Here is a 24,586-nt window from a genome sequence, read left to right as displayed (position 1 = left end):
GCGTCCTGAATTCGGTGTTTCAGAAAGTCCACGGCCGCGAATAATTGCACTTATTTGTGCGGTTACACACAAAATGAGAGCGCGCGCGACCGCTTTCGAGGCGCAGTATTGCAGTGCGGGAAAATGCTGCCTGCCGCGGCTCTCCCGGCGCGGCGGCCGCTACGGTGAAGCGCCCAGCCCGCAAGCCTTTGCGCCGCTTTTCCGGCGATTGCGCAAAGCGCGCTGCAATGCGCATTTTCGTGCGCGAATGCCGTAACTTCGGCACGCTGATTCGTCATCGGAAATTGATGCGGCACATAATCCGTGCGCCGCGACACATTTTCGATCTAATTAAGTGATTGCGCCGTCAGAGGTGCGTTGATAGATTGCCATTCGGCGCATGGTAAACCGGTCCTTTGCCGATATGCGCCAAACCCCCGTTAGCCCGGCTCCATGCCGGGCATTTTTTTTCCACCATGCAAAGTCACGAACGGGCCTTGAAGACACCACTCGTAGGGAGCCGATCAGCGCGGCGGCAAATCGCGAGCAGGATCGATCGAGCGTCCCTGATAGCGCAGCTCGAAATGCAGCATCACGCGATCGCTGTCGCTGCTGCCCATTTCGGCAACCTTCTGCCCCTGCGTCACGGTCTCGCCTTCCTTCACGAACAGCGCCTGATTGTGCGCGTAGGCCGTGAGGTATTCGCCATCATGCTTGATGATCAGCAGATTGCCGTAGCCGCGCAGACCATTGCCCGCGTACACGACCGTGCCGGGCGCTGCGGCGACGATGGGCGTGCCGGCGCTGTTGACGATGTCGATGCCCTTCGAGTCGCGTCCGTCGAAGTTGCGGATCACCTGGCCGGTGGTCGGCCAGACGAGCGAAATGGACGAAGCGGGTGCTGCCGCGGTGCTCGCGGCGTCGGGAGCGGCCGACGCGGCAGGCGTGCTCGCGCGCGGTGCGGTGCGCTGCGCGCCGGCCGACGAGCCGGCCGGCGGCGCGACGCGCAGCACTTGCCCGACTTCGATTGCGTCGGGGTTCGGCAGATTGTTCCAGCGCACGATGTTCGAAACCGATTGACGGTTGCTGCGTGCGATTTTGCTGACCGTGTCGCCGCGCTCCACACGGTAGAAACCGGGGCCGACCGGAGCCGATCCGCACGCGGCGAGCAGCGCGACGAGCGCCGCGCACGCGAAACGTCTAAATCCCTTTGCCAACGTTGAACCTCGCAAGACGCTGCCGGTGGCTCGTCCCGGGAGGGGAGCCGTACCGGCAAAACGTTTGATTCTAGCGGGTTTGGCGTCGCGCCTGCGGTTTCACCAGATGAATCGGCCAGTGAATCGCTTCTGGCGCAGGACGCATGGCGTCGACGTGCCGCTTATCGGAGCGCTTCGACATGCAGACGCAAGGCGGCGGTTTCGGTTGCGCCCGGCGCGAGCCAGCGCAGTCCGAGACCATTGTGGATCGCGTCGGGCAGGCCGAGCCACGGCTCGATGCAATAAAAGTCGGAGTCGGCCGCTTCGGTCCAGGTCGTCACGGCGTACCAGGCAAGCGAGCCCGGGCGGTCGAGGTCGATCGTGACCGCATGCTTGAGACTCGGCGCGACGAATCGCACCGGCGACGCAGGCGGCGACGGCTCGAGCACATGGAAGCGGTCCTGGATCCGCGCATCGTCGAGACGATACTGCGGCTCGCCGGGCTCCGGCGCGCTGATCGAGCCATCGGGCAACTGATGACGACGCTGCGTCGGCGGCAGGTCGAGCGTGCTTTGCGCGCGCTGCGCATGAGGCAGCTCGAAGTAGAAGTGATGGCCGGCGTAGCAGGGCAGCGGCGCATCGCCGGTGTTCGTCGCCGTGAGCACGACGTCGAGCGTGCGTTCATCGATGAGCCGGTACGCGGCCTCGAAGCGAAACGCGAACGGGTAGCCGCTGCGCGTGGCCGCGGAATCTACCAGCGTCATGCTCACGCCGAGTCCATCGGCGTCGAACTGGGCGGTGAACGGGAGATCGCGGGCAAAGCCGTGCGTTGGCAGTTCGCGCACGACGCCTTGGGCGTCGCGCCAGCGGCCGATCTGGCCATCGACGAAATGGCGTCCTAGAAACGGGAACAGCAGCGGATTGCCGCCGCGCACGCGCGCCGGCTGATCCCAGTTTGCGTTGTCGGGCCAGCGGATGACCGGCTCGCCGCCGACATGCCATGAGACGAGCCGCGCGCCGGCCCACGGCGCGAGGCGCAATGTCGAGGCGCCGCTGGTGAGTTCGAGAATGTCCTGCTGGGGGCGTGATTCCATGGGCGGGCGTCGAGTCGAAAAGGGTGGAGTAGGCAAGGGTCAAACTGCGCCAAAGCCGAGGCCGCGCGGGCGTCCGGCGCGCCCGGGGATTGTGCGCCGCTTTCAGATGCGTGAAAACCCTCGTCGGGAAATCGTGGGTGTTGCGCAAGCTTGGGCTCGCCCATAATCGGCCTCAACCGTGCGTTTGCGCACGTAGCGACACAGAAGGAGGACGAAAAAATGGATCTCGCTATGGCGATGGGGATGGGACTGTTCAGTTTGTTTATCGGGAGCAGCGCGTACTTCTTCTACAAGGTTGCCCGCTGACCCGCTAATTGCCCAGTCGAACTGGGCACCGGCATCCCAGCCTTTCGAATTTCTTTCGCCGGACCTCGCGCCGGCTTTCCGCATACATCCTCCCTCTCGCGAACAGGCCACCCAGCGGGCGTGTTCGCGCTCGACCCGCACGTCATTCTGTTCCACGACGCCCATTTTCCCCCGCACTATTTTGTTGCAGCGCGGTAACTTTTCAGACAAATGAGTCCCAACGCTTGGCGCTGCAATTCGGGCCAGGCATAATCGGTGCGCCTTGCCGCACCGTCCCCCGCGATGGTCCGGCACTCGTCCAACCATCCCGAGGATCCCCCGCGTGAGTCTCTCGTTCCTGTTTTTCCTGAGCGTGCTGCAAGGTGTCACGGAGCTTTTCCCCGTCAGCAGTCTCGGCCATACCCTGCTCGTGCCGCCGCTGTTCGGCATGCACATCGACAAGCACGCCCCGCAACTGCTGCCATTCCTCGTCGCGCTGCATCTGGGTACGGCCGTCGCGCTGCTCTGGTATTTCCGCGCGCGCTGGGTTGCGCTCATCAGCGGCTTCTTTGCTTCGCTTGCGGGCCGCAAGAACGATGACGGCCACATGATGTGGGCACTCATCATCGGGACGATTCCGGCGGGCCTCGTCGGCCTCGTGCTCGAAAAGCGCATCGAGGCGATCTTCCACGACCTGCGGATCGTTGCCGCGGCGCTGATGGTGAACGGCGTACTGCTGTGGTTCGGCGATCGTCTGCAACGGGCACGCGCACATCGCCCGCCCGAGAAGCTCACGTTCCGCCAGGCGTTTCTGGTGGGCCTCGCGCAGATTGGTGCGCTGATTCCCGGCTTTTCGCGTAGCGGCCTGACGATGATCGCCGGCAATGCCGCGGGTCTCACGACCGAGAAGGCCGCCGAGTTCTCGTTCCTGCTTGGCACGCCGATCATCTTCGCGGCGGGTTTGCTCGAACTGCCGAAGCTCTTTCATGCACACGATCAGCTGGTGACGGCCCTGGTGGGTGGCGTGCTGACCGGCATCGCCGCGTGGCTGAGCGTGAAGTTCCTGATGCGCTATTTCGAAGGGCGCGGCCGTCTGGCTTCGTTCGGGTTGTATTGCGTGATTGCGGGCGCAGTGTTCCTCGGCTGGTTTGTGATGCATCCGCAGGTTTGATGGTGCGCGCGCCGCTTCGCGCTGCGGGCGGTGCGTGCCTTATAGGGCAGGGCCGGCGAGGGCCGAACGCGGTATAATCCACGCCCGTCTGAGTCCGTGCCCATGGCGCGAGCGCGGATGGGCTGCGTTTCAGGTGCGCATCGCGCGCGCCGGCCTCGCAGATCACTCAAGCGACAGTAGCTCAGCTGGATAGAGCATCGGCCTTCTAAGCCGAGGGTCGGGGGTTCGAGCCCCTCCTGTCGCGCCAGATACAAAACGGGCTACAAGCTTGCGCTTGTAGCCCGTTTTCCTTTACCGCCCACATACACGCATCAATAAAAAAACCGGGCAGCCCAAGCTGCCCGACGAAAAGCTGGACGCCCTCATATCCAGCCGTGGATGACGTGATCGTTTAAAGCTTCAAATCAAGCGAATTAGTCAAATCGCCCATAGCCGGCGCGCCGTTGCTCTTGAGCGCGGCATCGCGCGCGGTGAGCCCGGACAGCGTCGGCAGCGAGAATCGCCGCGTGATCAGCCGCAGGATCGAAGTCGTGTCGTACTGCGTATGATCGACGTAGCCCTTCTTCGCATACGGCGAGATGACAAGCGCCGGAATCCGCGACCCCGGCCCCCAGCGGTCGCCCTTGGGCGGCGCGACGTGATCCCAGAATCCGCCATTCTCGTCGTACGTCACCACCACGACCATGTTGTTCCACTGCGGGCTCTTCTGCAGATGCGCGATGACGTCGGCGATATGCTGGTCGCCGCTCGCCACGTCGGTATAGCCCGCGTGCTCGTTGAGGTTGCCCTGGGGCTTGTAGAACGCCACTTGCGGCAGCGTGCCCGCGTCGATTGCCTTGATGAACTCGCTGCCGTCCATGCCGCCGTCGAGCAAGTGCTTCGCGCGAGCGTCGGTGCCCGGCGCGTAGTTCGCGAAGTAGTTGAACGGCTGATGATGCGGCTGGAAGTTCGGCGCCGTCATGTTCGCGCCGTAGATCACGTTCGACGTGCTGTTCTGCGCCGCGCTCACGGCCGCGCCCCATGCGCCGCCATACCACGCCCACGAGACACCCGCATTCGAGAGCAGGTCGCCGATGGTCTGCGCCGTTTGCGGCGGCAGCGTCGAAGCCGCGTTCGGGTCGGCAAGCTTCGTGTCGCCGCCGGAAGCCGGCGCGTTGCCGCTTGGCTGGTAGGGCGGCTGCATCGTGTTGATCGCGTAGAAGTCGGGCGTCAGGTTGCCCGACTTCACGAACTTCGGAATGCCGGTGAGCGCCGAAGCCGGCGAGTTCGACGCGAGCGTGAGCGAGACGCCATCGGCGTTGACGGCCGAGATCGAGCCGGCTGCGGGGCTCTTGTCCGCGTTCGCATAGAACGGCGTGCATGCGCACACCAGCCACTGGTGGTTCAGGAACGAACCGCCGAACGCGCCCATGAAGAAGTTGTCGGCCAGCGTGTATTGCTGCGCGATCTTCCAGAGCGGCAGCTTTTCGGCGCTCGACGTGTAGTGGCCCATCACGAGGCCGCCCGAGTCGGCCCATGCGGCGAACATGTCGTTCTTGCCGCCATGGATCTGCATCTGGTTCTCGTAAAAACGGTGATAGAGGTCGCGCGTCGTCACCGAGAGCGGTGCGTTGTAGCCCTTCGGATCGTCGATGGCGAACGGGGCGTTCGGCATGTTCGCGGTCATCGCCGCCGTCACCACGGGCGTGACGCCCGTTTGCGTGAGGCCGTTCCAGACGGTCGGCAGCGTGGCGAGCACCGAGCCATCGCGGTCGAGCTGCTGGGTGCTTTGCGCGCTCACGTTCTGCAGGCCGTTGGCGCCGGGGAAGCTGCCGTACAGGTTATCGAAGCTGCGGTTTTCCGCGTAGATCACGACGATGTTCTTGACCGACGACAGGTCGGCCTTGTTGTCGCCGCTGCCGCCGCATGCCGCGACGGCCAGCGCCGCCGCAGCCGCTGCGATCGGCGTTGCGTAGAACCATTTTCTGTTGATCATGCTTTTCTCTCTCGCGTTGGGGTCCCCTTGGCGGCCAGCGCGGGAACGACACCGGCCATCGGGCGACGCGCAGTGTCTCAACGGAATTTGACAGCCATATGTAAATAATTACGTTTAGCTTTTATTAGCCCTGTGATTGCATGACTCCGTGCTTACGGTTGGTCATCGGCTCGTCATGTCATTGACATACGCTTTCGCGATTTCGACACGCGATGGTGTGCATCGACAACCGCGGCGCGAAGGCGTTCGGCAGAACGCGCGCCGCACATGCAAGCTCCGGGGATCCGTTCATGTTGCATAGATTGGCGCGCCGCTCGACGCGCACTCAGAAGCGCTCGCCCATGCCCGCAGCGGGGCCAGGCCGTTATGGCCGGCTGTTTGTTGCGGCCGGCGTGCTGGCATTGCTGGCGGCGTGCGATGGCGGCACGTCCCAGACGGAGCCCGCTGGCAGCGCTGTGCAAGGAGCGAGTCGCGCGGGCAGTGCGCGTGATGCGGACGCCCGCAACCCAGCCGGCACGAACAACCTGACGGACATCAAGCCGATGAAGATCGCCGTGTCTTCGCCTGGCCCGCAGGCAGGCCCAGCGGGCCAGCCGTACAGCGTTTCGAATGGCCAGCCGCATGGCCAGTCGCGCGCCGAGGTCTACGCTCAGGTGCGCCGCATGACGGCGCTCGGCAAGCAGATGTTCTTCGATCCCTCGCTTTCGGGCTCGGGCAAGATGTCGTGCGCGACCTGCCACAATCCCGACCGCGCCTTCACGCCGGCCAACGCGCTCGACGTGCAGATCGGCGGCGTGGACATGCGTCGCCCGGGCATGCGCGCGGTGCCGACGCTCAAGTATCTGCAGGCCGTCCCGTCGTTCACGGAGCACTATCACGACTCTGACGACGAAGGCGACGAGAGCATCGACGCGGGGCCAACTGGCGGTCTCACCTGGGATGGCCGCGTCGATCGCGGCTCGGACCAGGCGCGCATCCCGCTGCTCTCGTCCTTCGAGATGGCCAGCACGCCGCGCAAGGTGGCCGAAGCGGTGCGCGCGGCGCCCTACGCCGACGCGTTTCGCGAGGCGTTCGGCGCGCAGATCTTCGACGACGAGGACGCCACCTTCAACGCCGTGTTGAAGTCGCTGGAGACCTTCGAGCAGGCTCCGGACGTGTTCTATCCGTACACGAGCAAGTACGACGCGTATCTCGCGGGCAAGACGACGCTCACCGCGGCGGAACTGCGCGGCCTGCAATTGTTCAACGACGAGAAGAAGGGCAATTGCGCGAGCTGCCATATCAGTCAGCGCGCGAAAGACGGCTCGCCGCCCCAGTTCAGCGACTTCGGCCTGATCGCGGTTGGCGTGCCGCGCAATCGCGCGCTCGCGGTGAATCGCGATCCGCGCTTCTACGATTTGGGTGCGTGTGGCCCGGAGCGTACCGACCTGGGCGGCCGTGCCGAATTCTGCGGGCTCTTCCGCACGCCGACGCTGCGCAACGTCGCGCTCAAGAAGACGTTCTTCCACAACGGCATCTACCACTCGCTGGAGGACGTGATGCACTTCTACGCGCGGCGCGATACGAATCCGGAGGAGTTCTATCCGGTGGTGAAGGGCAAGGTGCGCAAGTTCGACGACCTGCCGCGCCGATACTGGGTGAACCTCAATACCGATGCGCCGTTCGATCGCAAGCCAGGGGACGCGCCGGTCTTTTCCGACGCCGAGATCAAGGACGTGATTGCGTTCCTGGGCACGCTCACCGACGGCTGGCAGCCTTCGGCGCATTGAGGGCGCCTGCCGTGCGCCGTGTGCGCTCCGTCAGATACGCGCGATCAGCATGCAGGTGACGGTGAGCACGACGAATGAGACGAGCAGGCAGATGAAGCCGCCGCGCACGACGGTCTCGGGCCAGCGCGGCGCGGCGTCGAGGCGAATGGCGTAGGGCGACGCGGACGAGTCGAGCTGTGGTTTTTGGGTATGCTGGGCGATCATGGCCATGAGGCCGATGCACAGCAGCGACAGCACCACGGCAAAGATCCGTAGGGCGATGGCGTAAGTCATGACAGAAAATGCCTATTAGTGCGTAAGCGATTGACTGTCAAAAGCTTATGGGACGCTTTCCCGAGTCGCTATCAGATCAATCCGAATCGCGATCGGGTTGCAAAGCCGAAAGTCCTTGCCCACGCGGGCCTTGCACGGCAATACGCCGCCATCCAGGGCAAGGTAAAAATAGGGTGCGTGTTATCCTTTTTCGCGAATAACGATTGCCCAATTGCCACTCAATTGCCCCCCATTGCCCTTTAGGGAGAACGTCCAATGTTGAAATCGCCCCGTATCCTGTCAGGCCTCGCTGGCTTGTTCCTGCTTGCGGCCGGCCCGGCCGCCCACGCCGCCAATCTGGGCTTTCTCAACGACACGCCGGCCAGCTGGATGAAGCAGGCGGACTACGACTCGCTCACCCATGCCGTGCGCGACGCCGTGGCCACCAAGAAGGATGGCGAAACCGTCAACTGGAGCAACGAAGGTCTGCGCAACCCCGTGAAGATCGACGCCACCATCACGCCAACCAAGACGGCGCAGGACGGCGACAAGACTTGCCGTGACTCGGACGTGGTCGTGAGTGCCAAGGGTCAGACGATGACTTTGCGTCCGCAGTTCTGCCGCGTGGGCGATGGCGCCTGGGTCTACCAGAAGAAGCACTGATCACGCAGTGAACGGCAAGATCGTCTCATGCGGCATCGTGCTGCTTGATCCTGCCGGACGTGTGCTCCTTGCGCACGCGACCGGCACCGGTCACTGGGACATTCCGAAGGGGCAGGGCGAGCCGGGCGAAACCGAGGCGCAAAGCGCGCTGCGCGAGATGGTCGAGGAGACCGGCATTGCGATCGACGCGTCGCGGCTCGTTGATCTCGGGCGCTTTGCGTATCGGCGCGACAAGGATTTGCATCTGTTCGCCGCCCGCGCGCAGGCCGCGGAACTCGACCTCTCGCAATGCCGTTGCGTGTCGCTTTTCCCGCGCCGGTACGACGGCGTGATGATTCCCGAGATGGATGCCTGGTTATGGGTCGCGCCCGCCGACGTCGACCAGTACGCGAGCCGCAGCCTCGCGCGGCTCTTCGGCACGACGCTCTCGCTCGCCGCGCTGCATGAGCGCGTTTGACTGGCGCATTCGATTGCTGCGTTGATTGCCGCGGCGCCGCCGAGCCGCCCGCATCGGCAGCAGAAATAGAAAAAGCCCGCATTGGAACGTGCGGGCTTTTTGCTTTTTGCGCTCGTTGCGGCGCGGCCTGTGGCCGCTTTGGCGTGCTTACTTGCCCCAGCTGTCGCGCAGGCCCACGATGCGGTTGAACACCGGCGCGCCCGGCTTCGAGTCGTAGCGGTCGGCGACGAAGTAGCCGTGACGCTCGAACTGATAGCGGTCTTCCGGCGCCGCGTCGCGCGCGCCCGGCTCCAGATACGCTTGCACCACGCGCTTGGAATTCGGGTTGAGCGCCTCGAGGAAGTCGCGGCCGCCCGCGTCGGGCTGCTCTTCGCGGAACAGGCGGTCGTAGAGGCGCACTTCGGCCGGGCACGCATGCGCCGCGCTCACCCAGTGGATGTTGCCCTTGACCTTGTAGTTGTTCGCGCCTTCGGTGCCCGACTTGCTGTCCGGGTAGTAGTTGCAGTGCACGGCGATCACGTTGCCGTTCTCGTCCTTGTCCGCGCCCGTGCATTCGATCACGAAGCCGTAGCGCAGGCGCACCTTGTTGCCCGGGAACAGGCGGAAATAGCCCTTGGGCGGCGTCTCGTTGAAGTCTTCGCGCTCGATCCACAGCTCGCGCGAGATCGGGAACGTGCGCAGGCCGCGCTCCGGATGGTGCGGATGCACGGGCGCCGTGCAGTCTTCGCTCTGGCCTTCCGGATAGTTGTCGATGATGAGCTTGAGCGGGTCGAGCACGGCGGCCGTGCGCGGCGCCTTGTCGTCGAGGTCGTCGCGCAGCGCGCCTTCGAACACGCTCATGTCGATCCACGAATCGATCTTCGTCACGCCGATGCGCTCGCAGAAGAGGCGGATCGCTTCGGGCGTGAAGCCGCGCCGGCGCACGCCGACGATGGTGGGCATGCGCGGGTCGTCCCAGCCGTCCACGTGGCCTTCGGTCACCAGTTGCAGCAGCTTGCGCTTGCTGGTGATCGCGTAGGTCAGGTTGAGGCGCGAAAACTCGATTTGCTGCGGCAGCGGGCGCGTGAAGACACCGGCGTCGGCTAGTTCGTTGAGCACCCAGTCGTAGAGCGGGCGATGGTCTTCGAACTCGAGCGTGCACAGCGAGTGCGTGATGTTCTCGAGCGCGTCCGAGATGCAGTGCGTGTAGTCGTACATCGGATACACGCACCATTTGTCGCCGGTACGGTAGTGATGCGCGAAGCGGATGCGGTAGATCACGGGGTCGCGCATGTTGAAGTTCGGCGACGCCATGTCGATCTTCGCGCGCAGCACGTGCGCGCCTTCCTCGAACTCGCCGGCCTTCATGCGGCGGAACAGGTCGAGGTTTTCGTCGACGGAACGATCGCGGAACGGCGAGTTCTTGCCGGCTTCCGTGGCCGAGCCGCGGTTCGCGCGCATCTCTTCCGGCGACTGGCTGTCCACGTAGGCCTTGCCGCGCTGGATCAGCAGCTCGGCGAATTCGTAGAGCTTGTCGTAATAGTCGCTCGCGTAGAACAGGTAGTCGCGATCGTCATGCTCTTTCTTCCACTCGAAGCCGAGCCAGGTGACGGCGTCGATGATCGAGTCGACATACTCGACGCTTTCCTTTTCAGGATTGGTGTCGTCGAAGCGCAGGTGGCACACGCCGCCATAGCTTTGCGCGACGCCGAAGTTCAGGCAGATGCTCTTCGCGTGGCCGATATGCAGATAGCCGTTCGGCTCCGGCGGGAAGCGCGTTTCCACACGCTGCGCCCACTTGCCCGAGCGGTTGTCGTCGTCGATGATGTTGCGGATGAAATTGGATGCCGCAGGCGCGTCCGTGCGGTCGGCGTCTTTACGTTCGGTATTCATGCGAAAAGGGAAGTCGTTCGAGGGCGCGGTACATAAGGAAAGTCGCTACCCGGCGCCCGGTAGTGCCTTCCATTCTACCTGACGAAACCAGGCCTGCCAGTCCCGGCTCGCGGGCGTGGCGCGGGCCGCTCATTTGACCGATTGCGTGCAAGGGAAAGAATGACGATGAACGAACCACGGGTGCTGGTGTTGCCCGGCTACATGAACTCGGGGCCGGGGCACTGGCAGACGCGCTGGGAGGCGGCGCACGCGGGGTTTGCGCGCGTTTCGATGCCCGACTGGATGCATCCCGATTGCGACGCGTGGTGCCGCACGCTCGAAGCCACATTGCGCGCCGATCCGGCGGGCGAGGGCGGCGTGCGGCTGGCGGCGCACAGCCTCGGCTGTCTCACGGTCGCGCATTGGGCGGCGCGTCACGCGAGCGCGGCGACGCTCGCGAAGGTCGCCGGTGCGCTGCTGGTGGCCGTGCCCGACCCGCACGGCCCCGCGTTCCCGCGCGATGCGCGCGGCTTCGATCCGGTGCCGCTCGAAGCGGCGCCGGTGCTGCCGTTCGTGAGCATCGTGGTCGCGAGCCGCGATGATCCTTATGGCGGGTTGGCGTTTTCAGAGCGCTGCGCGAAGGCGTGGGGCAGCCGGTGGATCGACATCGGCTTGCGCGGGCATATCAATGCCGAGAGCGGCCTTGGGGACTGGCCACAGGGGTACGAGTGGCTGATGGCGATGAAGAGGGGCGGGGAGGGTTGACGCCCACGCGGCGTCCCGCGGCGTGGGCATCCGTGCTCTAGACCACGCCCTGGCTCCGCAGCGCCGCTACCTGCTCCTCGCCGTAGCCGAGCACGTCGCGCAGCACCTGCGCGGTGTGCTCGCCCAAAGTCGGCGGATGGCTGGTCACGACGGGCGGCGTTTCGCTCATGCGGATGGGGTTGCGCACGAGCCGCGCCGTCGCGCCCGACGGGTGCGGCACGTCCACCTGCATGCCGCGCGCGACCACCTGCTCGTTCTCGAACACTTCCGCGAGGTTGTTGATCGGCCCGCACGGCACGCCCGCGCCTTCGAGCGCGCCAATCCAGTCGGCCTTGGTGCGCGTGCGGATCAGCTCGGCCACGATCGGCACCAGCGTCTCGCGATGGCGCACGCGCGCGGGATTGGTCGCGAAGCGCTCGTCGTCGGCGAGCTCGGGGCGGCCCGCGACCTCGACGAACTTGCGGAACTGCCCGTCGTTGCCCACCGCGAGAATGATCCAGCTGTCGCTCGTCTGGAACGCCTGATAGGGCACGATGTTCGGATGCGCGTTGCCCCAGCGCACCGGCGGCGTGCCGCTCGCGAGGTAGTTCGTGTTCATGTTCGCGAGCATGGCCACCTGCACGTCGAGCAGCGCCATGTCGATGTACTGGCCGATGCCCGTGCGGTCGCGGTGTGCAAGCGCCGTGAGCACGGCGATGGTCGCGTACATGCCGGTCATGAGGTCGGCGATCGCGACGCCCGCCTTTTGCGGGCCGCCACCCGGCAGGCTGTCGCGTTCGCCCGTGATGCTCATGAAGCCGCCCATGCCTTGCACGATGAAGTCATAGCCCGCGCGCGGCGCGTACGGCCCGGTCTGGCCGAAGCCCGTCACCGAGCAGTAGACGAGATCGGGCTTCACGGCGCGCAGCGACTCGTAGTCGAGACCGTACTTCTTCAACTGCCCGACCTTGTAGTTCTCCAGCACGACGTCGCTCTGCGCGGCGAGCTCGCGCACGATGCGCTGGCCCTCGGGCGTCGCGATGTCGAGCGTCACCGAGCGCTTGTTGCGGTTCGGCGCGAGATAGTAGGCGGCTTCCGCGGTGTCCTGGCCGTCTGGAGTCTTCATGTACGGAGGCCCCCAGTGGCGCGTGTCGTCGCCGGCGCCGGGGCGCTCCACTTTGATCACGTCGGCGCCGAAGTCGGCGAGGGTCTGTGCGCACCACGGTCCGGCAAGGACGCGGGTCAGATCGAGTACGCGGATATGGCTGAGAGCGCCCATGCTATGTCTTCCAATGTCGTTCTGAGGCCTGGGGTCCGTCTACGCGGGAAGCGAGGCGGCCGATTTGCGCATCTTAAGCGATCCGGGCGGCAGATGGTGAATTTCGGTACAAGGTTCCGCTATGCGGAACAAAAACGGTGCACGGACAGGCGCGCTGGCACGCTGTCGCGAGCGCGCACACGGCCTGTGCGGGCCGCCGCGAGCGCGCGGCGATCCCGTATAATCGGTCGATTCAGCATCGACGATTCCGCGCGCATCCGGGTGCATCTGGGCGCATGCGCGGGATCCGGACGACCTCACAAGATTCAGCACTGAACGCCCCGAAGGACCATACAGCACGCCATGAAAGCCGCCGAAATCCGCGAGAAATTCCTCAAGTTCTTCGAGTCGAAGGGCCACACGATCGTGCGCTCGTCGAGCCTCGTGCCGGGCAACGACCCCACGCTGCTCTTCACCAACTCGGGCATGGTGCAGTTCAAGGACGTGTTCCTCGGCACCGAATCGCGCCCGTACTCGCGCGCCACGACCGCGCAGCGCAGCGTGCGCGCGGGCGGCAAGCACAACGACCTCGAGAACGTCGGCTACACCGCGCGCCACCACACGTTCTTCGAGATGCTCGGCAACTTCTCGTTCGGCGACTACTTCAAGCGTGACGCGATCCACTATTGCTGGGAGCTGCTGACCAAGGTCTACGGCCTGCCGGCCGACAAGCTCACGGTCACCGTGTACAAGGAAGACGACGAGGCCTTCGACATCTGGGCGAAGGAAGTGGGCGTGCCGACGGAGCGCATCATCCGCATCGGCGACAACAAGGGCGCGCGCTACGCGTCGGACAACTTCTGGCAGATGGCCGACACCGGCCCCTGCGGCCCGTGCTCGGAAGTGTTCTACGACCACGGCCCGGATGTCTGGGGTGGCCCTCCGGGGTCGCCTGAGGAAGACGGCGACCGCTTCATCGAGATCTGGAATCTCGTGTTCATGCAGTTCAACCGCGACGCCCAGGGCAACATGACGCCGCTGCCCAAGCAGTGCGTCGACACGGGCATGGGTCTCGAGCGCCTTGCCGCCGTGCTGCAGCATGTGCACAGCAACTATGAGATCGACCTGTTCCAGAACCTGATCAAGGCCGCGGGCCGCGAGACCGGCACCGCCGACCTCACGAACAACTCGCTGAAGGTGATCGCCGATCACATCCGCGCGTGCTCGTTCCTGATCGTCGATGGCGTGATCCCCGGCAACGAAGGCCGCGGCTATGTGCTGCGCCGCATCGTGCGCCGCGCGATCCGTCATGGCTACAAGCTCGGCCGCAAGAGCGGGTTCTTCCATAAGCTCGTGGCCGATCTCGTCGCGGAAATGGGCGCGGCGTATCCGGAGCTGAAGGACGCGCAACAGCGCGTGACCGACGTGCTGCGCCAGGAAGAAGAGCGCTTCTTCGAGACCATCGAGCACGGCATGTCGATCCTCGAAGCCGCGCTGGCGGATCTGGACGCCAAGGGTGGCAAGACGCTCGACGGCGAACTCGCCTTCAAGCTTCACGATACCTACGGCTTCCCGCTCGATTTGACGGCGGACGTTTGCCGCGAGCGCAACGTCACGGTCGACGAACCGGCCTTCGACGACGCGATGGCGCGTCAGCGCGAGCAGGCGCGCGCCGCGGGCAAGTTCAAGATGGCGCAGGGCCTCGAATACTCGGGCGCGAAGACCACGTTCCACGGCTACGAGGAAATCGTCTTCGACGACGCCAAGATTGTCGCGCTCTATGTGGATGGCGCTTCGGTCAACGAAGTGAAGACCGGCCAGGACGCCGTGGTCGTGCTCGACCACACGCCGTTCTACGCGGAGTCGGGCGGCCAGGTGGGCGACCAGGGCGTGATCTCGAACGCGAGCGTGCGCTTCGCGGTGGCCGACACCCTCAAGGTTCAGGCCGACGTGAGCGGTCACCACGGCACGCTGGAGCAGGGCACGCTGAAGGTGGGCGACGTCGTGAAGGCGGAAATCGACGCCATCCGCCGCGCCCGCACGGCGCGCAACCACTCGGCCACGCACTTGATGCACAAGGCGCTGCGCGAGGTGCTGGGCCAGCACGTGCAGCAGAAGGGCTCGCTCGTCGACGCTGACAAGACGCGCTTCGACTTCGCCCACAACGCGCCGATGACCGATGACGAGATTCGCCGCGTCGAAGAAATCGTCAACGCGGAAGTGCTCGCGAACGCGCCCGGCATCGTGCGCGTGCTGCCCTACGACGAAGCCGTGAAGGGCGGCGCGATGGCGCTCTTCGGCGAGAAGTACGGCGACGAAGTGCGCGTGCTCGACCTCGGTTTCTCGCGCGAGCTGTGCGGCGGCACGCACGTGAACCGCAGCGGCGACATCGGCCTCTTCAAGATCGTGATGGAAGGCGGCGTGGCGGCGGGTATCCGCCGCGTGGAAGCGATCACGGGCGACAATGCCGTGCGCTTCGTGCAGGAACTCGACGCGCGTGTGAACGCGGCGGCCGCGGCGCTCAAGGCGCAACCCTCGGAGCTCACGCAGCGCATCGCGCAGGTGCAGGACCAGGTGAAGTCGCTCGAGAAGGAACTGGGCGCGCTCAAGTCGAAGCTGGCGTCGAGCCAGGGCGACGAGCTCGCGGGCCAGGCCATCGAGGTGAACGGCGTGCACGTGCTGGCCGCCACGCTCGAAGGCGCGGACTCGAAGACGCTGCGCGAGACCGTGGACAAGCTCAAGGACAAGCTCAAGAGCGCGGCGATCGTGCTGGCGGCCGTGGAAGGCGGCAAGGTCAGCCTGATCGCGGGCGTGACCGCCGAGGCCAGCAAGAAGGTCAAGGCCGGCGAGCTCGTGAACTTCGTCGCCCAGCAGGTGGGCGGCAAGGGCGGCGGCCGTCCGGACATGGCGCAGGCGGGCGGCACCGAGCCGGCCAACCTGAGCGCCGCACTCGCGGGCGTGAAGGGCTGGGTCGAAGCGAAGCTGTAACGCGACCGTAGCAACGCGGCTGAGAGGCCGCTTTGATGCGAAAAGGGCTGTCCGTGCGGGCAGCCCTTTTTTATTTCCGCGCGCAGCGCCAAGGCCGCTCTGGCGCAGCGCGTATATCAGGTGGCGTTAGCCCATGTCATGCGGTCGTGGGCAAGCCTTCGGCTCGAGCCGTATCGCCGCGAGCGCGCGCTTCGCTTTGTGCATGCTCGACCAGCGCCGTTTTCAGGGCGTCGAGCGCGGGCGAGAAATGCCCGCGCCGCCACGCGAGCAACGTATCGATCTGACCGAGCTTGCCGAGCGAGTGGAGCGCCACCTCGTCGGCGTTGCGCTGCAACTCGAGCACCGAGCGCGGCGCTACGGCCACGCCGGCGCCTGCCGCCACGCACGCGACGATCGCGTGATACGAGCCGAGCTCCAGCACGCGCGTGGGCCGGATGCCGTGCTCGAGGTACCACGCCTCCACATAGTTGCGGTAGGCGCAGCCGCGCTCGAACGCCACGAGCGTCGAGAGCGCGACGTCGCCCGGCGCCCGGATCGGCCGATGGCCGCGCGGCGTGATCATCACGAGTTCCTCGCGGTACACGCGCACGTGGTCGAACATTTCGGCGTCGGGCGGGCCGGCGAGCGGCGTCGCGATCAGCGCGGCGTCCACTTCGAATTCGCGCAGGCGCTCGATCAGGTGGCCCGTGGTGCCGGTCTCCAGCTCGAGCGTGACCTCCGGCCACTTCTGGTGATAGCGCGCGAGGACGCCAGGCAGGCGGCTGGCCGCCATGCTTTCCATCGCGCCGAGGCGCAGGCGTCCGCACGGCGCGCCCGCCTTGAGCGCGTGGCGCGCCTCGTCGGCGAGGGCGAGGAGGCGCTCGGCGTAGGGCAGCAGCGTCTCGCCCGCGGGCGTGAGCACGAGGCGGCGGCCGTCGCGCGTGAAGAGCGGCGTGCCGAGCTGATCTTCGAGCTGCTTGATGCGCGTGGTGACGTTCGACTGCACCCGGTTGAGCTTGGCGGCGGCCCGCGTCACGCCGTTTTCGCGGACGACGGCGCGAAAGATCGCGAGCGCGGCGAGATCCATGATTCTCTCCTTGGGATGGATTCATTCATCATAATTCATTTTTCGTGAACGATTGCGGCGGCTAATATGTTGAGGGTGGCGTTGAGCTTGGCGCTGTCGCTCATTGCCCACCTGGTTCCCCCTTGGCTTCCCATTTGGCCGCCGCCGACCATGACCGACATCGCTTCCCGCGCCGACGCCCCCCGCGCGTTACCCGCTCATCCGGCCCATCTTCCGCACGCCGCGCGGCGTGCCGCGCTTGCCTGCATGGCGACGCTGGCGGCGGCGCTCGGCATCGGGCGCTTCGCGTTCACGCCGCTCCTGCCGCTGATGCTGCACGGCGGCGCCCTGGACTTGCGTCATGGCGGCTGGCTGGCGTCGCTCAACTACGCGGGCTATTTCGTCGGCGCGGTGGGGTGCGTGGCGTTGCGCTTCGCGCCCGCGCGCATCGTGCGCGCCGGGCTCGCGGCGACCGCGCTGCTGACCGTGGCGATGGGGCTGACGCACGCGTTCTGGATCTGGGCCGTCGTGCGCTTCGTGGCGGGCGCGGTAAGCGCGGCGACCTTCGTGTTCGCGTCGCAGTGGGGCCTGCGGCGCCTCGCGCAGCTGGGCGCGAACGAGTGGGGCGGCGTGATCTACACGGGGCCGGGAGTGGGCATCGTCGCGACGGGGTTGCTGGTGAGCGCGGCGGGCGGCCTTGGCGCGCAGGCGGGATGGATCGGCTTCGGGCTGATTTGCGTGCTCATCGCCGCGCTCGTGTGGCCGGTATTCGGCGACGATGCGCGTGAAGCCCGCGAAGCGGTGTCGAACACCTCGGCGGGCGGGCGCCCGGCGGCGGCAGCTACGCAACCCGCGGCCGCAAGGACGGCCGCGTCCTCAGCCGCAGCACAACCCGCAGCCACAACGGTGGCCGCGTCCTCAGCCCAGACGCGTGATACATCGAATACGCACAACACGCCGGAAGTGCCGTCTGCTCAAACGGCCGCGCCCGTGTCGCCGGCCCACGGCGTGCGCGCCGACGCCTTCTGGCTCATCCTGCTCTACGGCGTGCCCGGCTTCGGCTACATCATCACGGCAACCTTCTTGCCGGTGATCGCGCGCCATGCGCTGCCGGGCTCCGTGTGGCCCGACCTGTTCTGGCCGATGTTCGGCATCGCGCTGATCGTGGGGGCGCTCTCGGCGGCGCGCCTGCCGCTGCACTGGGACAACCGGCTCATGCTCGCCGCGTGCTACGTGCTGCAGGCGCTCGGGATCGCGCTCGGCATCGTCTGGCCGAACGCCATGGGCTTCTCGCTCGGCAGCGTGCTGATCGGCCTGCCGTTCACGGCGATCACGCTCTTCGCCATGCGCGAGGCGCGCCTGCTGCGCGGCGAGCACGCCGCCGCGCTGATGGGCTATGCGACCGGCGCCTACGGCATCGGCCAGATCGCCGGGCCGCTCGTAGCCGCGCCGCTCGCGGCCTCGAGCGGCTCGTTCTCACCCTCGCTCTGGCTCGCGGCGCTGGCCTTGCTCGCGGGCGCGGCGGGGCTCGTGTGGCGCGCCGTGCGCTCGCGCGCGTAAGCCAACCTGCTCTCGCCGGGGCGGCCGCGTGTCGGCTCGGGCCCGGACGCTCTGCACGCCTTTTGCGATGGCACACTAAAATAGCCCATCCGTGCTGTTTCCTGCCATTGCACGCCGTTTGACGGACGACCCGCCGAACGGCATGCCGCGCATCCTGCGACTCCTACCGACTCATGAGCGAATACCAGTTTTGTCCGCGTTGCGCCTCGCGCCTCACCGATCGCGCCGATCCCGCGCACGAGGGTGGCCGCGTGCGCCTCGCCTGTCCCGACATCGCCTGCGGCTATGTCCATTGGAACAACCCGTTGCCCGTCGTGGCGGCGATCGTGGAGTACGAGGGGCGCATCCTGCTCGCGCGCAACGCGGCCTGGCCCGAAGGCATGTTCGCGCTCATCACCGGCTTCCTCGAAAACGGCGAGACGCCGGAGCAGGGCATCGCCCGCGAAGTGCACGAAGAGACCGGGTTGCACTCGCAGAGCGTCGAACTCGTGGGCGTCTACGAATTCATCCGCAAGAACGAGCTCATCATCGCGTATCACGTGAAGGCGGCGGGCACGATTGCGCTCTCGCCGGAGCTGCTCGAGTATCGGCTCGTCGAGCCTGCGGAGCTGCGTCCATGGCGCGCGGGCACGGGGCCGGCGCTCGGCGAATGGATGCGCCGGCGCGGCCTGCCGTTCGACTATGTCGAGCGGCCCGGGCAGTGAGCGCCTTGCTGGCGCTTCGCGCGCCCTGAACGCGGTCGGATCCTGACCGTCACCCGGAGTCTCGCCCGAGGCTCGCCCATTCGATGAATCGACCCGCCCGATGAACCGACCCGTCGCCGTTGCGCGCTCCGACTATCGCCATTTCCTGTCCATCACCACGCGCTGGATGGACAATGACGTCTACGGCCACGTCAACAATGTCGTCTACTACAGTTACTTCGACACCGTCGTGAACGAGTATCTGATTCGCGCCCAGGCCCTCGATATCGAGCACGGCTCGACCATCGGGCTCGTGGTCGAGACGCAGTGCAACTACTTCGCGCCGCTCGTGTTTCCCGAGCGCGTCGAGGCTGGGCTGCGCGTGGCAAGGCTCGGTGCGTCGAGCGTGCGCTACGAGGTCGGCCTCTTTCGCGAAGGCGAGTCCGCGCCCGCCGCTCAGGGGCACTTCGTGCACGTCTACGTCGAGCGCGCGACGCGCCGCCCCGTGAGCGCGCTGCCCGAGGCCTTGCGCGCCGCGCTCGTGCCGCTCGTGGTCGACGGCGCTGGCGCGCCGCCGGTCTGAACGAGCGCGTTTCGCTTTCGCGCGCTCACCCGCTGCAACCCCCAAGGCGCCCACCGTGCAGGCTTTCGTGATCGACACGCTCAACGGCGCAAGCTACGGCCTGCTGCTGTTCATGCTGTCCGCCGGGCTCACGCTGATCTTCAGCATGCTCGGCGTGCTGAACTTCGCGCACGCGAGCTTCTACATGCTCGGCGCGTATATGGGCGTCACGCTTGGCGGCACGCTGGGCTTCGGCTGCGCGCTCGTGCTCGCGCCGCTTGCCGCCGGCCTTGCGGGCGCGGCGTTCGAAGCCACGCTCTTGCGCCGCACGCATGTGGCCCTCGCGGGCCGGCTGGGCGGCTCGGGCAATCCGCTCAATGCGCTGCTGCTGACGTTCGGCGCGGCCTGGGCGATCGGCGAGCTGGTCAAGCTCGTATGGGGACTCCAGCCGCTCGCGGCGCCCGTGCCCGCGTGGCTCGACGGTGCGCTGTTCCGGTTCGGCGGCGCAGCGTTCTCGCGCTATCGCGCCTTTGCGATGCTCGTGGCGCTGGCGATGCTCGGTGCGATCCACGTGATGTTGCGCGTCTCGCAGACGGGCCTCGTGGTGCGCGCGGCGCTCACGCATCGAGGGGCCGTGGAGGCGCTCGGCCACGACGTGCCGCGCGTGCAGACGATGGTGTTCGCGCTCGGCACGGCGCTCGCCGCACTGGCGGGCGTGGTTGCCGCGCCGCTCTTCGTGGTCGAGCCAGCGATGGCCGAGTCGGTCGGCTCGATCGTGTTCGTGGTGGTCGTGACGGGTGGCCTCGGGTCGCTCTCGGGCGCGTTCGTTGCCTCGCTCGCGGTGGGCTTGCTGCAGACCTTCGCGGTGTCGAGCGATGTGTCGCTGGGCGGCCTGGCCACGAGCCTCGGCGTGACGCTCGCGCCCGCGTGGCGCGCGCTCACGCTCGCGCAGATTGCGCCGCTGCTGCCGTATCTGCTGCTGGTCGCGATGCTCGCAGTGCGCCCGCAAGGGCTCTTCGGCCAACGCGGCGAGGACGCCTGACGCGCCATGAAAGCCGATAAATCTCGCGCACAGATGGACGCGGCTGGCCGTCACCTGGAGCCTCATGCGCCCGAGTCACGCGGGCTGACGCAATGGCGTCGTTGGCCGGTATTCCGCTTGGCACCCTGGCTCGGACTGATGGCGTTCCTCGGCTTGCCGCCGCTCGTTTCGGCGTGGCTCTCGCCCGCGGGCGTGCCGCAGGGTTGGCTGCTCGCGTGCCTGGCCCAGGCAGCGACGATGATCGTCTTCGCGCTCTCGTACAACCTCCTGCTCGGCGAGACCGGGCTGCTGTCGTTCGGGCACGCGGCGCCCGCCGGGCTCGGGGCGCTAGTGGCCGCGCAGCTTTTCAATCACTACGCGATCCCGCTGCCGCTTCTGCCGTTCGTGGGCGGCATCGCGGGGGCGGCGGTCGGCGGGCTCATTGCGCTCGTCGCCGCGCGCCGCGCGGGCACCGCGTTCGCCATGATCACGCTCGGGCTCGGCGAGCTCGTCGCCGCGGCCGCGTGGGCGTTGCCCGACTGGTTCGGCGGCGAGGCGGGCGTCGCCATCGACCGCACGAGCGGGCCGGCCATCGTGCCTGGGGCCGCCTGGACCTTCGGGCCGGATCGTCAGGCGTACTGGGTCATCGCCGCGTGGTGTCTCGTCGCGAGCGCCGCGATCTACGTGCTTGCGCGCGCGCCATTCGTGCGCCTCGCCAACGCCGTGCGCGACAACCCGGTGCGCGCCGCGGCGCTGGGCGCATCGCCTGCGCGCGTGCGGGCCACGATGATCGTCCTCGCCGCGGGCTTTGCCGGCGTCGCGGGCACGCTCACGCTCATCAACGTGGAACTGGCCGCGGCCGAAAGCGTCGGCATGATGCGCTCGGCCGCCGTGCTCATCGCGACCGTCACGGGCGGGACCGCGTCGTTTTTCGGGCCGGTGCTCGGCGCGCTGGTGTGGGTGGCGTTCAGCGTGGGCGTGGCGAGCGTCTCGCGGGCCTGGATGCTCTATGTGGGGCTCTTTTTCATCGCCGTGGTGCTGGCGGCGCCCGACGGGCTCTCGGGCCTGATGGCGCGTCAGCGCGCGGCGCTCGCGCGGCACGGCTGGCGGCGCTGCGGCACGTACTGGACGATGGCGGCGCTGGCGGCCTCGTGCGGCGGGTTCGCGCTCGTGCTGGCGGTGCAATGGGCCTACGCCCTGCGCTTCGGCGACGACGATCCCGGCGCATGGCTCGGCACGCTGTCGACCCGCGCGGCGGCGGGGCTCGCCGTGGCGATCGTCGCGTTGTCGGCCCTGGCGGCCTGGACAGGATGGCGCGCGCGGCGAGCGGCGCGCGCGCTCGAACGGCTGGAGCGGGTCGCGCCGCGCAAGGAGGCAGCATGACGTCCGCGCTGCGGCTCATCGGCGTCGAGAAGCGCTTTGGCGCGACGGCCGTGCTGCGCGGCGTCGATCTCGACGTGCGCCCCGGTGAGCGACACGCGTTGATTGGCCCCAACGGCGCGGGCAAGTCCACGCTGTTCAGCGTGATCGCGGGCGAGCGCCGCGCGAGCGCGGGCCGCATCGTGCTGCACGGCGAGGACGTTACGCGCCTTGCGAGCCCCGTGCTTGCAAGACGCGGCCTCGCGCGCAGCTTCCAGACTACGAGCGTGTTCGCGCGCCTCACGGTGCGCGAGAACTTGCGCTGTGCGGTGCTGGCTTCGCTGCGTGGTGGCGCGGGGCTGGCTGCGCGCTGGTTCGGCTCGGCGCGCGCCGACGCACGCGTGGGCGAATTGCTCGACGCCCTCGACCTCGCGCACGCCGCAGCGCGCGAGGCGGCGGCGCTGAGCTACGCCGAGCAGCGCGCGCTCGACCTTGGCCTCGCGCTCACGGGCGGCGCGCACACGCTGCTGCTCGACGAGCCCACGGCCGGCATGAACCGTGCCGAAGCCGCGCGCGCCGTCGATCTGATTCGCGCGACCACCGCGGGCAAGACGGTGCTGCTGATCGAGCACGACATGGATGCGGTGTTCGGCCTGGCCGACCGCGTCTCGGTGCTGGTGCAGGGGCGCGTGATCGCCACGGGCACGCCCGAGGCGATACGCACCGATCCCGCCGTGCGCGACGCGTATCTAGGCGCGCATTTCGATGCGCGTTTCAACGCCCCAGGGCATATGAGGCGCTCGCCATGAGCGCGCTCCTCGAAATCGAAAATCTGCGCGCGTGGTATGGCGCGAGCCAGGTGCTGCACGGCGTCGATCTGCGCGTCGGTGCGGGGGAGGTTGTCGCGCTCGCGGGCCGCAACGGCTCCGGTCGCTCGACGCTTGCGAAGGCGCTGATGTCGATGGTGGAAGCCGACGGCGCGCGCCGTTTCGCCGGCGTGGATCTCGCGCCGCTGCGCACGTTCGAGATCGCGCGGCTGGGCTTGGGCTATGTGGCGGAGCAGCGCGACGTGTTCCCGGCGTTGAGCGTCGACGAGAACTTGCGCCTCGGTCTCGCAAAGCGCGGTCCAGGTGCACGAGCGGGCGCGCTGCGGGCTTCGCCGCGAGGTGCACTGCGCCGCGCCCCGCGCTTCACCATCGACGACGCTCACGCGCTTTTCCCGATCCTGCTCGAGCGCCGCAGCGCACGCGCGGGCGTGCTTTCAGGCGGCGAGCAGCAGATGCTTGCGCTGGCCCGCGCGCTCGTGGGCGACCCCGATCTGCTCATCGTCGACGAGCCCGCCGAAGGGCTGTCCGCGCAGATGGCCGCGCGCGTGGGCGCGTGCCTGCACGCGCTGCGCGAGCGCGGTGTCGCGCTGCTGCTCATCGAGCAGCGGCTCGAGCTGGCGCCGGGACTGGCGGACCGTGTCGCGGTGATGGGGCATGGGCGCATCGTGTTCGAGGGCACGCCGCAGGCGCTCGTGCAGCGCGAAGACGTCGTGCGCGACTGGCTAGGCGTGGGCTGAGGCCTGCGGCGCGAGCGGTTTGGCGACGCGCGAGAGCGCCGTCATCGGCCCGATGCGCGCGAGTGTGTCCCGTTGCGCGGCGTCGCGTACGAAGAGCGAGCCCGCGAAGCCGAGCGCGTTCACGGAGATGCCCTCGACGCGCTCTGCCTCGCGCGGCACCACGAGCATCCAGCGGCGCGTGACGAGCAGGTTGTAGGGCGCGGCTTGATGCGGCACGCCTTCGACTTCGACGCTCCCGATACCGGCCGCATGCAGCAGCGCCCGGTAGGTGTCGAGTGCGCGTTGGGCGTCGGGTTGTGCGTCGCTCAATGCGTGCCGGTCTGCGCGTTCTCCAACGGAGGTCCCAGCCAGATCGAGCCACGCGAAGGCGTGCGCGAAAGGTAGCCCCGGCACGCGCACGATATCGACCGCTGCGGCAGCGGGCGCCGTGGTATTGGCCGCTGCGGCATCAACTCCCGCGATATCAGCCGCCGTGGTATCGGCCGCTGCGGCATCGGCTCCCGCGATATCAGCCGCCGTGGTATCCGCAGTTCCGGCATCGGCTCCCGCGGCATCGGCCTGCGCCGCGTCGAGCAGCGTCTCGACGGGCACCGCCGTCCCCGCCGCATCGAGCGGCAGCGGCACAGCCTGCAGATGCTTGTGCGCCTGGCTGGCGCCGGCCTCCGGCCCACCGTTGTAAAACCCCAGCGAATCGAAGCCGTGCAGCACGACGAGCAGCGCCGCGAAGTCGGCATGATCGAGCAGCGCCTCCTGTGGCACGAAGCGGCGCGTGACGATCAGCAGATGCTCGTCGAGCACGTTGTACTTGTTGAGCAGCGCGACATGCGTCGAAGAGAGTTCGCCCACGCACAGATCGTCGTCGTAAGGCAGGAAGGGATTGCGCCGCGGCGTCTGCGGCCCGTCCCGCGCAGGCTCATCCTTGCGCCGCGCCGCCTCCTTGCGCGCAAGACTCGACACCTCGCGAACGGCAAAGCGCACACCGCCATCGTCGATGTGCGTGAGCGCGGTTTCGATCGGCTGCAGCGCGCCGCACTGCAAAGCGTCGCGCGTGCGTTGCGCGATCGCGTCGCGCAGCGTGCGGGCCGTGAGCGTGGTCGCGGCCATCGGCGC

21 protein-coding genes and 1 tRNA gene are annotated in these 24,586 nt (G+C 67.3%); 14 read left to right on the top strand and 8 right to left on the bottom strand.

The window, feature by feature from the left end; all coding sequences use genetic code 11:
- Positions 1–503 precede the first annotated feature (503 nt).
- Positions 504–1,196 carry a peptidoglycan DD-metalloendopeptidase family protein gene (locus E1956_RS13040; protein ID WP_335929916.1) on the bottom strand — a complete coding sequence of 231 codons (693 nt, stop codon included), beginning with the start codon at positions 1,194–1,196 and terminating at the stop codon, positions 504–506.
- A gap of 161 nt (positions 1,197–1,357) precedes the next feature.
- A complete protein-coding gene (locus E1956_RS13035; protein ID WP_134749444.1) occupies positions 1,358–2,269 on the bottom strand; it encodes an aldose epimerase family protein in 912 nt (303 codons plus the stop codon).
- A 628-nt stretch (positions 2,270–2,897) separates the two neighbouring features.
- Here E1956_RS13035 and E1956_RS13030 point away from each other — a divergent pair.
- Both E1956_RS13030 and E1956_RS13025 read left to right on the top strand, forming a co-directional pair.
- Positions 2,898–3,725 (top strand): undecaprenyl-diphosphate phosphatase, encoded by an 828-nt coding sequence (locus E1956_RS13030; protein ID WP_134749442.1) that lies wholly within the window; start codon positions 2,898–2,900, stop codon positions 3,723–3,725.
- A gap of 170 nt (positions 3,726–3,895) precedes the next feature.
- Positions 3,896–3,972, top strand: a tRNA-Arg gene (locus tag E1956_RS13025).
- 144 nt (positions 3,973–4,116) lie between these two features.
- Here the strand turns inward: E1956_RS13025 and E1956_RS13020 are convergent.
- Entirely contained in the window at positions 4,117–5,700 is a 1,584-nt protein-coding gene (locus E1956_RS13020) for an acid phosphatase (RefSeq protein ID WP_197732790.1), read from the bottom strand.
- A 290-nt stretch (positions 5,701–5,990) separates the two neighbouring features.
- On the opposite strand from E1956_RS13020, the gene E1956_RS13015 reads away from it, so the two are divergent.
- The gene (locus E1956_RS13015) at positions 5,991–7,469 is read left to right on the top strand and encodes a cytochrome-c peroxidase (RefSeq protein ID WP_418789221.1); all 1,479 of its coding nucleotides are present in this window, start codon (positions 5,991–5,993) and stop codon (positions 7,467–7,469) included.
- 30 nt (positions 7,470–7,499) lie between these two features.
- On the opposite strand, the gene E1956_RS13010 is transcribed toward E1956_RS13015, so the two are convergent.
- Complete coding sequence (locus tag E1956_RS13010) at positions 7,500–7,742, bottom strand: hypothetical protein (RefSeq protein ID WP_134749439.1); 243 nt, start codon at positions 7,740–7,742, stop codon at positions 7,500–7,502.
- A 255-nt stretch (positions 7,743–7,997) separates the two neighbouring features.
- Here E1956_RS13010 and E1956_RS13005 point away from each other — a divergent pair, with 255 nt between their 5' ends.
- The gene (locus E1956_RS13005) at positions 7,998–8,384 is read left to right on the top strand and encodes a hypothetical protein (protein ID WP_134749437.1); all 387 of its coding nucleotides are present in this window, start codon (positions 7,998–8,000) and stop codon (positions 8,382–8,384) included.
- Entirely contained in the window at positions 8,353–8,841 is a 489-nt protein-coding gene (locus E1956_RS13000) for an NUDIX hydrolase (protein ID WP_134749434.1), read from the top strand. Before E1956_RS13005 ends, E1956_RS13000 begins: the two co-directional genes overlap by 32 nt.
- A 147-nt stretch (positions 8,842–8,988) precedes the next feature.
- Here the strand turns inward: E1956_RS13000 and E1956_RS12995 are convergent, their stop codons facing one another.
- Positions 8,989–10,713 carry a glutamine--tRNA ligase/YqeY domain fusion protein gene (locus E1956_RS12995; RefSeq protein WP_134749432.1) on the bottom strand — a complete coding sequence of 575 codons (1,725 nt, stop codon included), beginning with the start codon at positions 10,711–10,713 and terminating at the stop codon, positions 8,989–8,991.
- A gap of 159 nt (positions 10,714–10,872) precedes the next feature.
- Here E1956_RS12995 and E1956_RS12990 point away from each other — a divergent pair, with 159 nt between their 5' ends.
- Positions 10,873–11,457, top strand: a complete 585-nt coding sequence (locus E1956_RS12990) for an RBBP9/YdeN family alpha/beta hydrolase (RefSeq protein WP_134749429.1) — start codon at positions 10,873–10,875, stop codon at positions 11,455–11,457.
- 37 nt (positions 11,458–11,494) lie between these two features.
- Here E1956_RS12990 and E1956_RS12985 read toward each other — a convergent pair whose 3' ends face one another.
- On the bottom strand, positions 11,495–12,715 hold the full coding sequence (locus tag E1956_RS12985) for a CaiB/BaiF CoA transferase family protein (protein WP_134749426.1): 1,221 nt from the start codon (positions 12,713–12,715) through the stop codon (positions 11,495–11,497).
- A 342-nt stretch (positions 12,716–13,057) separates the two neighbouring features.
- On the opposite strand from E1956_RS12985, the gene alaS reads away from it, so the two are divergent.
- Positions 13,058–15,682, top strand: a complete 2,625-nt coding sequence (alaS, locus tag E1956_RS12980; RefSeq protein WP_134749423.1) for an alanine--tRNA ligase — start codon at positions 13,058–13,060, stop codon at positions 15,680–15,682.
- Positions 15,683–15,818: 136 nt separating this feature from the next.
- Here the strand turns inward: alaS and E1956_RS12975 are convergent, their stop codons facing one another.
- Positions 15,819–16,748 (bottom strand): LysR family transcriptional regulator, encoded by a 930-nt coding sequence (locus tag E1956_RS12975; RefSeq protein WP_134749420.1) that lies wholly within the window; start codon positions 16,746–16,748, stop codon positions 15,819–15,821.
- Positions 16,749–16,898: 150 nt separating this feature from the next.
- Between E1956_RS12975 and E1956_RS12970 the strand changes: the two genes are divergently transcribed.
- The 7 genes from E1956_RS12970 (at position 16,899) to E1956_RS12940 (ending at position 23,476) form a co-directional block, all read left to right on the top strand.
- Positions 16,899–18,287 carry a YbfB/YjiJ family MFS transporter gene (locus tag E1956_RS12970; RefSeq protein ID WP_134749417.1) on the top strand — a complete coding sequence of 463 codons (1,389 nt, stop codon included), beginning with the start codon at positions 16,899–16,901 and terminating at the stop codon, positions 18,285–18,287.
- A 173-nt stretch (positions 18,288–18,460) separates the two neighbouring features.
- On the top strand, positions 18,461–18,991 hold the full coding sequence (locus E1956_RS12965; RefSeq protein WP_134749414.1) for an NUDIX domain-containing protein: 531 nt from the start codon (positions 18,461–18,463) through the stop codon (positions 18,989–18,991).
- 100 nt (positions 18,992–19,091) lie between these two features.
- On the top strand, positions 19,092–19,553 hold the full coding sequence (locus E1956_RS12960) for an acyl-CoA thioesterase (protein WP_134749411.1): 462 nt from the start codon (positions 19,092–19,094) through the stop codon (positions 19,551–19,553).
- Positions 19,554–19,608: 55 nt separating this feature from the next.
- Complete coding sequence (locus E1956_RS12955; protein WP_134749408.1) at positions 19,609–20,574, top strand: branched-chain amino acid ABC transporter permease; 966 nt, start codon at positions 19,609–19,611, stop codon at positions 20,572–20,574.
- A 117-nt stretch (positions 20,575–20,691) separates the two neighbouring features.
- A complete protein-coding gene (locus E1956_RS12950) occupies positions 20,692–21,936 on the top strand; it encodes a branched-chain amino acid ABC transporter permease (RefSeq protein WP_418789220.1) in 1,245 nt (414 codons plus the stop codon).
- Positions 21,933–22,721: an ABC transporter ATP-binding protein gene (locus E1956_RS12945; RefSeq protein ID WP_134749405.1), complete on the top strand. Its 789-nt coding sequence runs from the start codon at positions 21,933–21,935 to the stop codon at positions 22,719–22,721. The genes E1956_RS12950 and E1956_RS12945 overlap by 4 nt, the downstream gene beginning before the upstream one ends.
- On the top strand, positions 22,718–23,476 hold the full coding sequence (locus tag E1956_RS12940; RefSeq protein ID WP_134749403.1) for an ABC transporter ATP-binding protein: 759 nt from the start codon (positions 22,718–22,720) through the stop codon (positions 23,474–23,476). Before E1956_RS12945 ends, E1956_RS12940 begins: the two co-directional genes overlap by 4 nt.
- Here E1956_RS12940 and E1956_RS12935 read toward each other — a convergent pair.
- Positions 23,462–24,580, bottom strand: coding sequence for an ATP adenylyltransferase family protein (locus E1956_RS12935; protein ID WP_134749400.1), 1,119 nt, complete (start codon positions 24,578–24,580; stop codon positions 23,462–23,464). The two genes, E1956_RS12940 and E1956_RS12935, sit on opposite strands and share 15 nt — an antisense overlap.
- Between the last annotated feature and the right edge of the window lie 6 nt (positions 24,581–24,586).

It is taken from the genome of Paraburkholderia pallida (assembly GCF_004524855.1).
In the GTDB taxonomy this organism is placed as follows: Bacteria; Pseudomonadota; Gammaproteobacteria; order Burkholderiales; family Burkholderiaceae; genus Paraburkholderia; species Paraburkholderia oxyphila.
Note: the sequence above shows the minus strand (reverse complement) of the source record. Positions and strands in the feature narration are given on the sequence as shown.